The sequence below is a fragment of the Desulfomicrobium aestuarii genome, assembly GCF_055385525.1.
Genome location: NZ_AP042427.1, coordinates 627,328 through 642,761 on the forward strand (window position 1 = coordinate 627,328; position 15,434 = coordinate 642,761).

13 protein-coding genes are annotated in these 15,434 nt (G+C 64.3%); 10 read left to right on the forward strand and 3 right to left on the reverse strand.

Translation table 11 applies throughout. The annotated features are described in order from the left end of the window. The first annotated feature begins 24 nt into the window (after positions 1 to 24). The 10 genes from ACZ5AC_RS02795 (at position 25) to ACZ5AC_RS02840 (ending at position 11,865) form a co-directional block, all read left to right on the forward strand. The gene (locus ACZ5AC_RS02795; RefSeq protein ID WP_464249443.1) at positions 25 to 555 is read left to right on the forward strand and encodes a CarD family transcriptional regulator; all 531 of its coding nucleotides are present in this window, start codon (positions 25 to 27) and stop codon (positions 553 to 555) included. A gap of 255 nt (positions 556 to 810) precedes the next feature. Next, positions 811 to 2,058 (forward strand): transcription termination factor Rho, encoded by a 1,248-nt coding sequence (gene rho / locus ACZ5AC_RS02800; RefSeq protein ID WP_464249444.1) that lies wholly within the window; start codon positions 811 to 813, stop codon positions 2,056 to 2,058. A 9-nt stretch (positions 2,059 to 2,067) separates the two neighbouring features. Next, a complete protein-coding gene (gene nadE, locus ACZ5AC_RS02805) occupies positions 2,068 to 2,970 on the forward strand; it encodes an NAD(+) synthase (RefSeq protein ID WP_464249445.1) in 903 nt (300 codons plus the stop codon). Next, the gene (locus ACZ5AC_RS02810; protein ID WP_464250589.1) at positions 2,970 to 4,385 is read left to right on the forward strand and encodes a beta-barrel assembly-enhancing protease; all 1,416 of its coding nucleotides are present in this window, start codon (positions 2,970 to 2,972) and stop codon (positions 4,383 to 4,385) included. Before nadE ends, ACZ5AC_RS02810 begins: the two co-directional genes overlap by 1 nt. Positions 4,386 to 4,467: 82 nt before the next feature. Then, entirely contained in the window at positions 4,468 to 4,818 is a 351-nt protein-coding gene (gene yajC / locus ACZ5AC_RS02815) for a preprotein translocase subunit YajC (RefSeq protein ID WP_464249446.1), read from the forward strand. 149 nt (positions 4,819 to 4,967) lie between these two features. Beyond that, entirely contained in the window at positions 4,968 to 6,563 is a 1,596-nt protein-coding gene (gene secD, locus ACZ5AC_RS02820; RefSeq protein WP_464249447.1) for a protein translocase subunit SecD, read from the forward strand. Positions 6,564 to 6,573: 10 nt separating this feature from the next. Next, positions 6,574 to 7,647 carry a protein translocase subunit SecF gene (gene secF / locus ACZ5AC_RS02825; RefSeq protein WP_464249448.1) on the forward strand — a complete coding sequence of 358 codons (1,074 nt, stop codon included), beginning with the start codon at positions 6,574 to 6,576 and terminating at the stop codon, positions 7,645 to 7,647. Between the two features lie 371 nt (positions 7,648 to 8,018). Continuing rightward, a complete protein-coding gene (locus ACZ5AC_RS02830) occupies positions 8,019 to 9,278 on the forward strand; it encodes a sulfite exporter TauE/SafE family protein (protein ID WP_464249449.1) in 1,260 nt (419 codons plus the stop codon). 183 nt (positions 9,279 to 9,461) lie between these two features. Next, positions 9,462 to 10,091 (forward strand): hypothetical protein, encoded by a 630-nt coding sequence (locus ACZ5AC_RS02835; RefSeq protein ID WP_464249450.1) that lies wholly within the window; start codon positions 9,462 to 9,464, stop codon positions 10,089 to 10,091. Between the two features lie 67 nt (positions 10,092 to 10,158). Further along, the gene (locus ACZ5AC_RS02840) at positions 10,159 to 11,865 is read left to right on the forward strand and encodes a hypothetical protein (protein ID WP_464249451.1); all 1,707 of its coding nucleotides are present in this window, start codon (positions 10,159 to 10,161) and stop codon (positions 11,863 to 11,865) included. Positions 11,866 to 11,880: 15 nt separating this feature from the next. Here the strand turns inward: ACZ5AC_RS02840 and nadB are convergent, their stop codons facing one another. Genes nadB through nadC form a run of 3 tightly spaced genes read right to left on the reverse strand, consistent with a single transcriptional unit; the run spans position 11,881 to position 15,366 of the window. Further along, positions 11,881 to 13,467 carry an L-aspartate oxidase gene (nadB, locus tag ACZ5AC_RS02845; RefSeq protein ID WP_464249452.1) on the reverse strand — a complete coding sequence of 529 codons (1,587 nt, stop codon included), beginning with the start codon at positions 13,465 to 13,467 and terminating at the stop codon, positions 11,881 to 11,883. A gap of 10 nt (positions 13,468 to 13,477) precedes the next feature. Beyond that, on the reverse strand, positions 13,478 to 14,497 hold the full coding sequence (gene nadA / locus ACZ5AC_RS02850; protein WP_464249453.1) for a quinolinate synthase NadA: 1,020 nt from the start codon (positions 14,495 to 14,497) through the stop codon (positions 13,478 to 13,480). Beyond that, positions 14,494 to 15,366 carry a carboxylating nicotinate-nucleotide diphosphorylase gene (gene nadC, locus ACZ5AC_RS02855; protein WP_464249454.1) on the reverse strand — a complete coding sequence of 291 codons (873 nt, stop codon included), beginning with the start codon at positions 15,364 to 15,366 and terminating at the stop codon, positions 14,494 to 14,496. Before nadC ends, nadA begins: the two co-directional genes overlap by 4 nt. Positions 15,367 to 15,434: the final 68 nt, after the last annotated feature.

The following is a 15,434-nucleotide window of genomic DNA, read 5'->3' on the forward strand; positions in this document are numbered from 1 at the left end:
ATTTCGTTATTGTGGAGGTCGCTTGTGTTTTCAGTTGATGAACTTGTCGTCTATCCCGCGCAGGGGGTCGGTAAGGTCGAAAGGATTGAGACCCAGGAGATCGGGGGCGTCGCCACGGAACTCATCATCGTGCGTATTCTGAGCAATAACGTCACGCTGATGGTCCCCGTGCGCAATGCCAAGAATGTCGGGCTGCGCGGCGTCTACACCTCTGCACAGGCCGAGGAGATCCGCGAGTACCTGCAGGACCGCTCCGATTTCACGGGCTATTCCGGCCAGAACTGGAACCGCCGCTACCGGGAGTATTCCGAGAAGCTCAAGAGCAGCAACCTGAAGGATGTGGCCTACGTCCTCAAGGAGCTCATCCTCATCGGCAAGGACAAGGAACTGTCCTTCGGCGAGCGCAGGCTCCTCGAACAGGCCATGGGCCTCATTTCCCTGGAACTCTCCTTTGCCCTGCAGCAGGAACAGGCCGAGGTCAAGAAGTCCATCGAGGCCCTGTTCGCCGACATTCTCCAGGCCAAGGCAGAAGAAGATGAAGCCGAGGGCGATTAACCGCCCCTGGGCTCTTGTTTTTTTCGATTCATTCAGATATTCCGTTGTTCCATCCCTGCCAGACACTACAAGTCCTCAAGCAGAAACACATATTGTCCGTGCGATCTCCTGAAAGGGTTTTTTATATTCATACCAGAGCACTTTTCTGACCCATCATTTTTCGAAATTCACAATACATAATTTTCGACCTTTTGGTCTGTTCCTTATCTCCTACGGTCACAGGCATAAGCCATTTCATTGTTACGAGGTTTCGTTATGAATCTTTCCGAGTTGAAAACCAAATCCATGGCCGAACTCATGGATATCGCCGCGGAGTATCAGATCGAGAACGTGAGCGGCCTGCGCAAGCAGGAGCTCATCTTCGCGCTACTCCAGGCCTGCGCTTCCCAGAACGGGTCCATATTCGGCGAGGGTGTCCTGGAGATCCTGCCCGACGGATTCGGTTTTCTGCGTTCGCCCACGTCCAGCTACATGCCCGGTCCGGACGACATCTACGTCTCGCCCTCCCAGATCCGGCGCTTCGCGCTGCGCACTGGCGACGTCGTCTCCGGCCAGATCAGGCCGCCCAAGGAGGGCGAACGCTACTTCGCGCTGCTGCGGGTCAAGGAGATCTGCTTCCGCGAGCCCGAGGAGGCCAAGCGCATCGTCCTCTTCGACAACCTCACGCCCATCTACCCTGACGAGCAGTTCCGCCTGGAGAACGGCGACAAGAACTACTCGACCCGCATCGTCGACCTCATGACCCCCATCGGCAAGGGCCAGCGCGCCCTCATCGTGGCCCCGCCGCGCACCGGCAAGACCATGCTCATGCAGGCCATCGCCAATTCCATAAGCGTCAACCACCCCGACGCCTACCTCATCGTCCTCCTGATCGACGAGCGTCCCGAGGAAGTCACGGACATGGAGCGCACGGTCAAGGCGGAGGTCATCAGTTCGACCTTCGACGAGCCGCCGACCCGTCACGTGCAGGTGGCCGAGATGGTCCTGGAGAAGGCCAAGCGGCTGGTCGAGCGCAAGGTCGACGTGGTTATCCTACTCGACTCCATCACTCGCCTCGGCCGGGCCTACAACGCCACGACCCCGTCCTCCGGGCGCGTGCTGTCGGGCGGCCTGGACGCCAACGCCCTGCAGCGGCCCAAGCGCTTCTTCGGCGCGGCCCGCAACATCGAGGAGGGCGGCAGCCTGACCATCATCTCCACGGCCCTGGTCGACACGGGATCGCGCATGGACGAGGTCATCTTCGAGGAGTTCAAGGGCACGGGCAACTGCGACATCTATCTCGACCGTCACCTGGCGGACAAGCGCGTCTTCCCGGCCATCGACCTGAACCGTTCCGGCACCCGCAAGGAAGAGCTGCTTCTCGAACCCGACATCCTGAACAAGGTCTGGATCCTGCGCCGCATCATGGGCCCCATGAACTCCGTGGACACCATGGATTTCCTGCTGGACAAGATGCGCGGCACCAAGAGCAACAAGGATTTCCTGGACATGATGAACTCATAGGGAGGAGGCATGGCCGCTTTGCCCCGCATGGAATGTCCCTGCGACGACGATTTCGATCTTTGGCTGGAGCTTCTGGAGGTCAAGGCCTCCGAGGGGCTCCTGGACGCCTTGGGCGATTTTCTGCAGGACTATCTGCGGACATCGGGCCGCAAGCTCTACGTCATGGGCCTCTCGGGGGGGATCGATTCGTCCTTCCTGGCGGCCCTGCTGCATTCCAGACGCATTCCCTATCTGGGGTTCTGTCTGCCCATCGCCTCCAACACCCCGGCCGAGATCGAGCGCGGGACGCGCGTGGCCGAAGCCTACGCCATGGCGCCCGCTAGCGTGTCTCTCACCCACAAGCATGACTTCACGGAGCTCTACCGGAAGATTTCCGCTACCTTCGCGGGCATCTACCCGGAAACCACGCCCGTGGCCGAGGGCAACCTCAAGGCCCGCACCCGCATGCTCTTCCTGTACCACGTGGCCCAGCTTCACGGCGGCTGCGTCCTCTCCACGGATCAGCTTGACGAACTGCTGACCGGCTTCTGGACCCTGCACGGCGACGTGGGGGACGTGAGCCCCATCCAGCTCATCCCCAAATCCTCCGAGTACGACCTGGCGCGCATGCTCTGCGCCCGTCTGGCCGATCCGGCGCCCCTGCAGGCGGCCATCGAGGCCGTGCCCACGGACGGGCTCGGGATAAGCAGTTCGGACCTCGATCAGCTGGAGGCCGAATCCTACGCCCAGGTCGAGGACATGTTCCGCGAGTATTTCCGCCTGCGCCGCGACGAGCGCGACCGCGGCCTGACTGCCGAACAGGCGGCGCGCAAGGTCGCCCTCGAAGGCTCGGGGCCGGTCCGCCGCTTCCTGGCCAGCGGGTTCAAGCGCAACGGGGCGGTGCTGGTGGACCCGAGAGGTGCCCTGGCGTGATGCGCACCCGCGGCGCGAGGGCGGCTGCGTGGCTGCTGGCCTTCCTCATCGCCTGGACCTGCCCCCGAAGCGCCGCGGACGCGTTCGGCGAGTTCACCATCCGTGACGAACTCGAATTGGCCCGCAAGTTCGACCTCATCATCGAGACGCGCTTCCCCGTCATCGAGGACACGCGCATCACGGGCTACGTGCAGTCCCTCGTCGACCGCCTCGTGGCGGCCATGCCGCCGCAGCCCTTCCCCATCAAGGTCACCGTGGTCAGAAACGGGGCCCTGAACGCCTTCGCCTCGGCCGCGGGCCACATCACGATTTTCACCGGCCTCATCACCAACTTGGCCAGCGAGGACGAACTGGCCAGCGTCATCGCCCATGAACTGGCCCACGTCTCCGAGCGGCACATCGCCAAGTCCATCGAGCAGAGCCAGCTGGCCGGCGCCGGGTCGCTGCTGGGCATTCTGGCCGCCGTGCTCGTGGGCTCCCAGGGGGGAGGCGAGGGGGCCAGCGCCCTGGCCCTGGGCTCCGTGGCCGGCGCCAAGGCCATGCAGCTCAAGTACACCCGCGAGAACGAGACCGACGCCGACCAGTACGGCCTCGGTTACCTGGTGGATGCGGGTTTCGGCCCGAGCGGCATGGTCGGGGCTTTCGAGAAGATCCGCAAGCTGCAGTGGATGTCCGGGGGAGGGGATGTGCCTTCGTACCTGTCCACCCACCCGGGCGTCGACGACCGGGTGGGCTACATGCAGGAGCGTGTGTCCAGGCTCCCCAAGACGGTGCGCGAGAGGCGCTCGGACAATGCGGAATACGAGCGCGTGAAGATGCTCGTCCATGCCTGGTACACGGATGCGAATTCGGCCCTGGCCCTGTTCTCGGCGCCTGCCAGGTCGACGTGTCAGGATCGTCTTGGCCGGGCCATCGCCCTGAGCCGACTGGGGCGCGCCGAGGAGGCCGGCAAGGGCTTCTCCGAGGCCATGGCGTGCAACCCGTCGGATACCCTTTGGAAACGAGAGTACGGCCGCTACGCCTTCGAGTTCGGCGACCTCGCCACGTCGGCCAGGCTGCTGCAGGAAACGGTGCTGCGGGACCCGGACGATCTGTACGCCCTCTTTTTCTACGCCCGGGCCGTGGCCGAGCAGGGCAACTACGCGTCCAGCGTTTCGGCCATGGAGCGCGTGGCCAAAGCGGTGCCGCGGGACTCGGAAGTGCTTGAGAATCTGGCCCGCTACCAGGCGGCCCTGGGCAGAGGGTTCGACGCGCATCTCAACTACGCCAAGGCCTTCGCCTACAAACGCCAGTTCAAGAAGTACGCCTTCCACCTGGATAAGGCCGAAGCCTTGGCCGCCGGCGGCAAGGACCTCGAAAAGATCGTCCAGGTGCGGAACGAGGTCGCAGAGTACCGGGAGATTCTGGGTATCTAGACGGTTTGGTCTTGAATTTCTGGCTGCCGCGGGGTAGCCAACGCGCGAAACAACGCGACATCACGTAAACGGAGGAACCATCATGTTTTTCGAAAGTATCGCCCACGCCATGGGACAGGCTCCCACGGCCGGAGGCCAGCCCGGCGGGCCCCTCATGACCTTCATGCCCCTCATCCTCATGTTCGTCATATTCTACTTCCTGCTCATCCGCCCGCAGCAGAAGAAGCAGAAGGAACACAAGCAGATGCTCGACAACCTGTCGCGCGGCGACCGCGTCATCACCGCCGGCGGCCTGTACGGCCGCGTGGTGGAGGCCAAGGACGACATTCTGACCCTGGATCTGGGCAACGACATCCAGGTGCAGGTCGGCCGCGCCTTCATTTCGGCCGTGATCACCGCCGACGCCGGCAAGGCCAAGGACAAGAAAAAGTAGCCTTTTCACACGTCCTACGATAAGGCAGGCCTGTTTCCGCAACCGGGAACAGGCCTTGTTTTGTACGCGTAGCCGGAGGTTTCGCCCCCGGTGCGTGTTTTTTGTCGACGACACACCTAACCTGTTTGCCTTGGATAAGGATGACGCTCATGGGTAGTTTGCGCTGGAGGGCATTGCTTGCCGCGTTCGTGATTGTGGTGGCCTTGATTTACGTCCTGCCGTCCATTCCTTCGGTTCGCACTTCTTCGCTGGGGGCCCTGCTGCCGTCCGACGAAATCAACCTCGGTCTGGATCTCAAGGGCGGCATTCATCTGACCTTGGGCGTAGACCTCGACACCGCTCTGTCCAACGCCATCACCAGCGTCGGACAGGATCTGAGGGTCGAGGCCCGCGAAAGAAAGGTGCCCGTTCTGCGGCCGCGTCAGCTGGGGACGCGCCAACTCGAGTTCACACTCCTCAAGAAGGAACAGCAGCCGGAGATCGACGACCTGCTCAAGGCCCGCTTCGGCAGCTTCGAGGTGACCACCCGCGAGGACGCCGGAAACGGCCAGATGCGTTACGTGCTCACGGCTACGGAAAGTTACGTCAAATATCTCGAAGACCTGACCATGGATCAGGCCTTAAAGACCATCCGCAACCGCATCGATCAGTTCGGCGTGGCCGAGCCCGACATCCGCAAGCAGCTGGACAACCGCATCATCGTCCAGCTGCCCGGCCTCGACGACCCCAAGCGGGCCATCAACATCATCGGCCGCACGGCCCATCTCGAATTCAAGCTGGTCGACGAGGGCGCTGACGTCCAGGCCGCCGTGGCCGGCAAGGTGCCCGCCGAGAGCGAGCTGGCCTATCTCGTCGACAAGCGCGGCGGGGCCGAGGTCAAGACCCCCATCGTCCTCAAGACCGAGGTCGTGCTCACGGGCGAGTACATCACCGACGCCAACGTGCAGTTCGACTCCTACGGGCAGGCCTATGTCGGCATGAATTTCAACGCCCGCGGGGCCCGCATCTTCGAGGACGTGACCGGCGCCAACATCAAGAAGCGCCTGGCCATCGTGCTCGACGGCACGGTTCACTCCGCCCCGGTCATCCAGGACCGCATCGGCGGCGGACGCGCCTCCATCACAGGCCAGTTCACGACCGAAGAGGCCCACGACCTGGCGGTCGTCCTGCGGGCAGGCTCCCTGCCCGCGCCCGTGACGATCCTCGAAGAACGCACGGTCGGCCCCTCCCTGGGGCAGGAATCCATCGACGCCGGCATGATCGCCGCGCTGATCGGCGGCGTCTTCGTGGTGGTCTTCATGTCGGTCTACTATCGCAGGGCCGGTCTCATCGCCTCCTTCGAGGTCGTCCTCGACATCCTGCTGATCCTGGCCGGCCTGGCCGCCTTCGGCGCTACCCTGACCCTGCCGGGCATCGCCGGCATCATCCTCACGCTGGGCATGGCCGTGGACGCCAACGTGCTCATCTACGAACGCATCCGCGAGGAATTGCGGCACGGCGAATCCGTTGCCTCGGCCATCCATAACGGCTTTTCCCGCGCGACCGTGACCATCCTCGACTCCAACCTGACCACGGTCATCGCCGCCGTCATCCTGTACCAGTTCGGCACCGGGCCCGTGCGCGGCTTCGCCGTGACCCTGACGCTCGGCATCCTGGCGTCAATGTTCACGGCCATCTTCGTGTCCCGCATCTTCTTCGACGCCTGGCTGGCCAGACGGCAGCCCGGAACCCAACCGAGCATTTAAGGAGCCGACCATGTCCTTTGAACTCATCAGACACGACACGAGCATAGATTTCGTCGGGCTGCGCAAATACGCCTACGTCCTCTCCGCGGTGCTGCTCATCGCCGGTACCTTGTCCCTGCTTTTCAAGGGCGGGCCGCAGTACGGCATCGACTTCGCCGGCGGTTTCAACGTCCAGGTCAAGTTCAGCCAGGATGCCGAACTCGACAAGGTCCGCGGTGCGCTGAACAGCCCTGTCCTGCCCGGCCTCGTCGTGCAGGACTTCGGCGACGCCGCCGATCACGAGGTGCTGCTGCGCGTCTCCTTCGCCGACCAGACCACCAACCAGGTCCGCGACGCGGTTTCCGCCGGGCTCGACGCCCAGTTCGGGGCCGGGACGCACGAGATCCAGCGTCTGGAAATGGTCGGGCCCAAGGTCGGCGCCGATCTGCGCGAGAAGGCCCTGCAGGCCATCTTCTACGCGGTCCTGCTCATCGCGACCTACATTTCCGGCCGCTTCGAGCAGAAGTGGATGGTCGCCGGACTCATGGCCGCCGGTCTGTCCACGGTCGTCTACGTCCTCGATTTCCTGAACGCGCCCACGAGCATCTCCGTCATCGCCGCCACCGTCGCCACCCTGGTGCTGTGCGTGGTGCTGCGGCTCAAGTACGCCCTCGGCGCCATGGTCGCCCTCATCCACGACGTCATGATTCCGCTGGGGTTCTTCTCCATCATGAACAAGGACGTTGACCTGACCATCATCGCGGCGCTCTTGACCATCGTCGGCTACTCCCTGAACGACACCATCATCGTCTACGACCGCATCCGCGAGAATCTCCGGGCCAAGGTCTCTCCCTCGCTGGACACGGTCATCAACCGTTCGGTGAACCAGACCCTGTCCCGGACCATCATCACCTCGGGCACGACCTTCCTGGCCGTCCTGGCCCTCTACGTCTTCGGCGGCGGCGTGATCCACGACTTCGCCCTGTGCATGCTGCTGGGCGTCCTGGCCGGAACCTACTCCTCCATCTACGTCGCCGCCCCCGTCCTCGGGTTCTTCAAGCCGCGCGTCGACGTGGAGGATGCTCCCAAGCCGGCAGCAGCCTGAACCCTGCTCGGACAGTCAGCACAAAAGGCGCTCTTCGGAGCGCCTTTTTTGTTCGGAAAACAAGGTTGTTACGATCCAAGATGGTGCTTTTCGATGGGCAGAGCGGCGATATGGCAACCGCACTTGTGAAAAATTTAACTAAATCGGGCGCGGAAAGACAGGAATCAACGATGTCTTTTGGTGAAAAACGTGACAAAAGGTGCAAGGGCTGTGGCGGAAAGAAGTAAGTTGCCAATTTTTCGCTGATGGTGATACAGGGGCGGAACAATTTTCGAGTGTTTTCGTCTCCAAAGGCGCTCTGTCGACGATGGCGAGGAAAATTTCCGGTGAAGAACCACATCTTTGTACAACGGGAGAGAAAGGGAGGTTTTATGAAACGTTTTTATGTCATGATCGTGACCGCACTTGTCGCCTTGGCGTGTGTATCCGCGCCCCTGTGGGCCCAGGACAACGCTTCCGCCCCGCAGGCCGCCCCCGCGGCAGAGGCCCCCAAGGCCGTGGAACAGGCCGCCGCTCCTGCCGCCGCCCCCGCCGCTGAAGCGCCCAAAGCCGCCGCTCCTGCCGGGAACAAGCTGCAGCAAGCCATTGCCAAGGCCCCCGTGGGCACCGAAAAGGGCCAGATCGACCCCGCCAAGCCTGCCGGCTTCCTGGGCATCCCCGGCGGCCCGCAGGTCAACGTCATCCTGGCTCTGATCTGGGCCATCTGGGTCGGCTGGATCTTCTCCACCGTCGGCGCATTCGGCGGCGTCATGGCCGGTGTCGGCCACATGACCGTTTTCGGTCTCGGCGCCTACGCCAAGACCTTCAAGAGCACCGCTCCCGAACTGAACAAGACCGTCACGGACTCCATCCGCGCATCCAACCAGTTCCTGGTCGGTCTGTCCGCCCTCATCTCTTCCATCAACTACGGCAAGATGGGCCGCCTCGTGTTCCCTCTGGCCATCGCTCTGGGCGTCGGCTCCCTGCTGGGCGCCTGGGGTTCCGCCACCCTGACCGCCGGCAAGGTGTCCTTCTCGCAGTACCAGGGCTGGTTCGGTCTGTTCGTCCTGGGCCTGGGCATGTTCCTGTTCTGGGATACTTCCGCCGCGGGTCAGGCCAAGAAGAGCAAGGCCAAGCAGGCCGCCAAGGCTTTTGAAGACGCCGTCAAGGCTCAGAAGGCCGGCAGCGGCGCGGCCCCGACCGGCGTGAAGATTCTCGGCATGAGCATCGCCAAGGTCGACTTCACCTTCTGCGGCGTCGAGTTCAGCTTCAACCCCATCCTGCCCATCGTCGGCGGCGTCGTCATCTCCGCCGTGGCCGCGTTCCTCGGTGTCGGCGGCGGCTTCCTGCTGGTGCCTTTCCTGACCGCCATCACCGAACTGCCCATGTACCTGGCCGCCGGCACCTCCGCCCTGGCCGTTCTGGTCAGCATGATCACCAGCATCGTGACCCTCATGACCAAGGGCACCCCCATCGACTGGGCCCTGATCGGCACCGAGATGGTCGGTATCGCCATCGGTTCCATCGTCGGCCCGTACACGTCCAAGTACCTCTCCGACAAGCTGCTCAAGCGCATCTTCATCGTGCTGGCCCTTTACGTCGGCATCGATTACGTTCTGCGCGGTTTCTTCGACATCAAGATCTTTGGTTAGTCGATTCCCTCTTGCAGGCTGTCGCGAAGGCCCCGGTTCACGCCGGGGCCTTTTTTTCTCCCTTTTCACAATTGTCGAGGCCGTCGTAGTCGGATAAGGCTTTGGGTCGAAGCATGGCGGGACCGTCCTCGCACTTTATCATCAAGGACTGACGAACCTATGGGTATGTTCCGGGATTTTCTTGTGGCCCTCGATCCTTTTGTGGTCTGGGCATTCCGCGTGTCCGACGAACCCTGGGCGGGTTTCCTGATCGGGTCCCTGATTCTGAACCTGGCGTGCGTGATGCTCGGCGACGTCACTTCCATTCTGGCCCGCAGGCTGAACAGGAAGGTCTACGGCGCCTATCACGACGAAATGGTCAAGCATCACAACCTCTCGGTCAAGGCGCTGCGCAATTCCGACAAGGACGCCTACAAGGCCGTCAACAAGCAGGCCCACGAAGCCTTCGGCAAGTATTTTTTCAGTCAGGCCGGAGCGTTCGCCCTGTCCATTTGGCCCCTGCCGTTCGCTCTCGCCTGGATGGAGATGCGTTTCGGCGGCATCCCCATGGAATTGCCCTTCTCGATTCCGGGAGTGGGGAAGAGCGTTTTCTACCCGTTCTTTTTCATACCGATCTACATTTTCGCGCGCATCGCCTACGGTAAGCTCATGCGCCTGTCGCCCGCCTACCGTCGGGTCCTCGAATGGACCAAGCACGGCAAGGGCGAGGAGATGCTGTCCTTCGTGGATCTGCTCAAGCCTTCGCCGGATCAGGATGCCGACGAGGCGGGCGTGAAGGGAACGGATGGCCCGGAGGGGAAGGAAAAGCCATGAGGCGGGGGATCGTGAACGTCCGGTGCTTTGCTGCGGGCCTCGTGTCCGGGCGGGGCGGGGAGGGATGATGGGCGATTTCGGCCTCTTCTCCCACTGGACCTTCGAGACGTTCGCGCCCGGCTCGATTCCCCGGGTCAAATACAACGCATTCCGGGACATCCAGAGGCAGTCGGCGTTCTGCTTCTCACTGCTGGCCTACTACGACGATCTCCTGGCGGGCGACAGGGTCGTGGACTGGAGCATGATCTCGAAACTGACCGGCAGGCTGACCATCGCCATCCGGAAACTCGTGGACCTCCTGCAGGCCATGAACCCCGTGGAGTTCATGGATGCGCACGACTGGTACGCCAAACTCGCCTTCTACGCCAGAATGTCCACGGAACATGCGCCCATCGCGGCGACCCCTCCCTATCTCGCAGCCATCCCCGATGTCCGTTCGGGGCACCCGCTGGCCTGGGTCCGCATGCACCTTCCTGATACGGCCGGTGAATCCGGGCTCGTCATCACGCCCGCCCTGTACCAGTATCTCGTCGAGGCCAACGATCTGCGTCCGCGGCTCGACGCCCTGCTGCGACAGCTTGATCTCGTCGACGACGCCCTGGTGGAGGCCGTGAGCGAGAAGCTCGTGTCCATGGTCTTGTCCGCAGACCTGCCCGAACGCCTGCGCGCGGAACTGGAGATCGAGGCCATGGAACTGGCCAGGGGCAGCGGGTTGCTGGAGGTGCTGGTGCTCGCCGGCAGCGGTGAGGACGCGGTGCTCATCGGCAGGCAGGGCGGGGTGCGGGCGGCCGACTTCTTCACGGCCTGGATCGGAGCGGTGTGCTGCAAGTTCTCGCCGTCGGCCCTGACCCTGCGCCTGGGCCTGGGCCTTGCCGACGAGGAGCACCCGCTGACGGTGCTGGTCTACCCCGGCGGGAAGGAGGCCGCGAATTCCTGCGACCTGTGGCGGGGAGACCCCGACGCCGGGGCCCTGTTGCGCCGTCTGGGGCAGGTTGTCCCGCGAATCAGCCAACTGCACGTCTTCCGCGCCCAGGGCGAGGCGCTGCGGCCCGAACAGTGCCGGTCCCTGCACGATCTGGTCTGCCTCTGCCTGGAGCGCGGCCTTTCCCAGATTTTCGCCTTCGCCGGCGAGCCCGCACGGGGCCTGACCGGCATCAAGCAGATGCGCCTTGAGATTCCGGTCGTCATCAACGCCTTCAACCTCGGCGGCGGCCTCTTCCCCACGGCGGCGGAACGTGCGGTCATCTCCATGGAGGACGTGCGCTCCACCCCGGCCTGGTCCTTTCTCCTGGGGCTCGTCAACCCGGTCGTGACCTGGCCCGTGCCCGAGCACGGCGAAGCGCCGCACGGCGAGGCTTCTCCCATGCCGCACTACAGCAGCTACGCGGTCCTGGCCCAGTGCTTCATGCACTGCACCCTGCGGCTGGAGCAGAATCTGTATGTCGTGGAATGCCGGTGCGACGACGAGGTGCCCGGCTATATCCAGTTCCGCTGCATGTTCGGCGGGGAGGGCAGCAGGGAAAGGGTCCGGCGGGTCGAGATCGTGCGCGCCGTCCTGGAGGCGGAGGGGTTCGCCGTGGACTCGCGGGGCAACTACCTGACGGCCACGCGCAGCGGCGGGGAAGACGTGTACATCCAGCGCAATCTGGTCGGTCTGGGGCTGCTGGTGGCCTGGTTGCAGGTCAGGGGCGCGGAGGTGGCCTCCATGGAGGCCGGGGAGGGGGCGTCGGCCTTCCGCCGCCTGGTCGGGGAAGCGCGCTCCAACCCCCTCTGATTTCTCCGGTCCCGTCTAATCCTTGCGGTAGTGGCAGCCGCGCGTGGTCTTGTTGCGAAGCGCCGCCGTGGTCACGATGTAGGCCGTCTGGCAGCCGTGGAACAGGTCCACGGATTCCTTGCACACGCGGATGGAGCGATAGAAGGTGTGCAGCCTCTTGTTGAGGTTGCGCAGGTCCTCGAAGGCGCGTTCCAGGCGCGGCGTGGTGCGCACGATGCCCATGTAGTTCCACATGGTGCTGCGGATGGTGGCCCAGTCCTGGTTGATGAGGGCCGGGTCCTCCATCTCGGTCTTGCCGGAGGTGATCCAGTCCGCGATGGAGTCCTGCAGGCGCTGGCACAGGGCGCATGAATTTTCCGCATAGCGCCGGTTGATGTCGTCGGCCGCGCTCATCCCCCACAGCACTCCTTCCAGCAGCGAGGTCGAGGCCAGACGGTTAGCCCCGTGCACGCCCGTGCAGGCGATCTCGCCCGCCGCGTACAGCGCCTCCAGGGTGCTGCGCCCGCGCCTGTCCACCAGCACGCCGCCGCAGGAATAATGCGCCGCCGGGACCACCGGGATGGGGTCCTTGGACATGTCGATACCAGTCTCCTTGCATTTGGCGTAGATGGTCGGGAACCGCTTACGCAGGTTCTGGTCCACGTAGTTGGCCGCGTCCAGGAAGACGCAGTCCTCACCGCTTTTAAGCATCTCGTCGACGATGGCCCGGGCCACGATGTCGCGCGGGGCCAGTTCCATGCGTTCGTCGTAGCGGGCCATGAAGCGCTCGCCCTTGACGTTGAAGAGCCTGGCTCCTTCGCCGCGCACGGCCTCGGAGATGAGGAACTTGCGGTCCGAACGGTGGAAGAGGGCCGTGGGGTGGAACTGGATGTACTCCAGGTTCATGACCGTGGCCCCGGCGCGGTGGGCCATGGCCATGCCCGAGCCGATGGACGAGGAGGTGTTGGTCGTGTGCAGGAAAATCTGTCCCAGGCCGCCGGTGCACAGGACCGTGAAGTCGGCCAGGATGGTGTTCGGTTCGCCCGTCTCGCCGTTGAAGACGTAGGCCCCGACGCACTGGTTGTTCAGCTGGTAGCGGTACTCGAGCTTGGTGGAGTGGTGGCGCGTGGCCAGCAGGTCGATGGCCGTGCGGCGGCACAGGACCCGGATGTTGGGGTGGGCCAGCACGGCCCTCGCCAGGCTGTCCTGGATGGCCCGGCCCGTGTAGTCGGCGCAGGTCAGGATGCGGTGCACGGAGTGGCCGCCTTCGCGGGTCAGGTAGAAGTCTCCGCTCTCGGTGCGGTCGAAGGGCACCTGCACGCGGTCCAGGAGAATGCGCTCCACCGCCCTCGGTCCTTCCTCGCAGAGATGGCTGACGGCGTCGGCGTAGTTGAACTCCCACCCGGCCTTGGTGATGTCCCGCGCCAGCTGTTCCGGGTTTTCCTCGGGGTTCTTGTAGATGATGCCGCCCTGGGCCAGGGCGGTGTTGCCGTTGTCGAGGGAGGCGCCGGAGGAGAGCAGGGTCACCTCCCGCCCCTTGTCGGCCAGGCACAGGGCCGCGGTGCAGCCGGCGATGCCCGATCCGATGACCAGGACTTCGGTCTTCATGCGTGAGGATGTCATGGCATGTGTCCTATCGGCAGGCGTCGAGCATGCGCTGCAGGGCGATGCGCGCGGGCTGGGCGATGTCGTCGTCGACCCGCACGGGTTCGGCCGTGTCCAGGGTCGTGAGGGTGCGGGCCAGGTTTTCTTCGGTGATCTTGGCCATGTTCGAGCACAGGGCCGTGCGCAGGGGGCGGACGGTCCTGTCGGTGTGGCGCAGGGCCAGCCGGTTGACCAGGTTCCACTCGGTGCCGACGTAGATGGTGCTGCCGGCAGGTGCCTCGGCCACGGCCTTGATGAGGTACGAGGTCGATCCGGCCCCGTCGGCCATGGCCACGACCTCGGGGCTGCATTCGGGGTGGACGAGGATCAGGGCGCCGGGTTCGTCGCGGCGGACGGCCGAGACATGCTCCGTGTGGAACAGGGCGTGGACGGCGCACAGGCCGGGCCAAAGATAGATGCTCGTTGTCGGGTCGGCGGCCGCTACGTGACGCCCCTGCCCGCGGACGTCGAGGCGCAGGGTGCGGGCAGGGTCGATGCCCAGGGCGTGGGCCGTGTTCCGCCCCAGGTTGGCGTCGGGCATGAACAGCACGCCGTCGCCCTGGTTCAGGGCCCACTTCATCATGGTCTTGGCGTTGGCCGACGTGCAGACGCTGCCTCCGTGCCTGCCGCACACCGCCTTCACGGCGGCCGAGGAGTTGACGTAGGTCAGGGGGATGATGCGCGCCCCGTCCCGGTTGAGGGCCGCCAGGACCTTCTCCGCCAGGGCCGCGGGCACCATGTCGGCCATGACGCAGCTGGCGTCCTCGTCGGGGATGTGCACCTTCTGTCCGGGCCTGGCCAGGATGGCCGCAGTCTCGGCCATGAAGTGCACGCCGCAGAAGACGATGTGCTCGGCGCCCAGCCCGTCGATGCGCCGGGCCAGTTCGAGGGAGTCGCCCAGGATGTCGGCGTGGCGGACCACGTCGTCGGCCTGGTAGTGGTGGGCCAGGATGCAGAGCTTTGCGCCCAGGGCTTCCTTGCGTTCGGTGATGATTCGGGTCGGCGTCATGCGTGCCCCCTGTGGGTTGATGTCAGGCGCATGGAAAAGTCCGCCACGGGGGCGGAGTGGGTGATGGCGCCGGTGGAAATGAAGGTCGGCCGCAGTTCGGCCAGGGCCCGGATGGTCTTGAGCGTGACGTTGCCGCTGATCTCGGACTCGATGTGGGCCGGGATGAGGGCCAGGGCCCGGGCGGCCGTGTCGGGCGGCATGTTGTCGAGCATGATGCGCTCAGGTGCCAGGGCCACGGCTTCGCGCACGTCCTCGATGGTCCGGCACTCGATCTCAAGGGGCGGGCAGAGGGCGTAGGCCTCCCTGACCCGGCGCACTGCCTCGGTGATGGAGCCGGCCTGGTCGATGTGGTTGTCCTTGAGCATGATCATCTCTTCGAGGTTGGCCCTGTGATTGTGGCCTCCGCCCATGCGCACCGCGTACTTTTCCAGGTAGCGCTGTCCGGGCGTGGTCTTGCGCGTGTCCAGAACCCGCACGCCCGTGCCCTCGACGGCCTGCACGAAGCGCCGCGTCGCCGTGGCCACGCCCGAGAGATGGCAGACGAAATTCATGATGACCCGCTCCGCCTTGAGCAGGATCGGTGCCGGGGCCAGGATACGGGCCACTTCGCGGCCGCTCTCCACGGTTTCTCCGTCGGACGCCAGCATGGTCACGACGGAATCGGCGCAGCCCATGCGCCCCAGCACCACGGAGATAAGGGGCAGGCCCGCCAGCACGGCGTCCTCCTTGGCCACGATGGAGGCCTGGAGCATGGACGCCGGCGGGAACAGGGCTTCGGAGGTCAGGTCCCGTCCGTCCTCCTCCAGGGCTAGGTCCACCAGACGGTGCAGCATGGTCAGGCGTTCGTCGCGGAAGAATCGAGAAAACATGCGCGTTCCTTGCATGGAGGGTGTTGCGGTCAGGGTTTTTGACTAGGAAAAGCGCCCCCCGCCGTCAA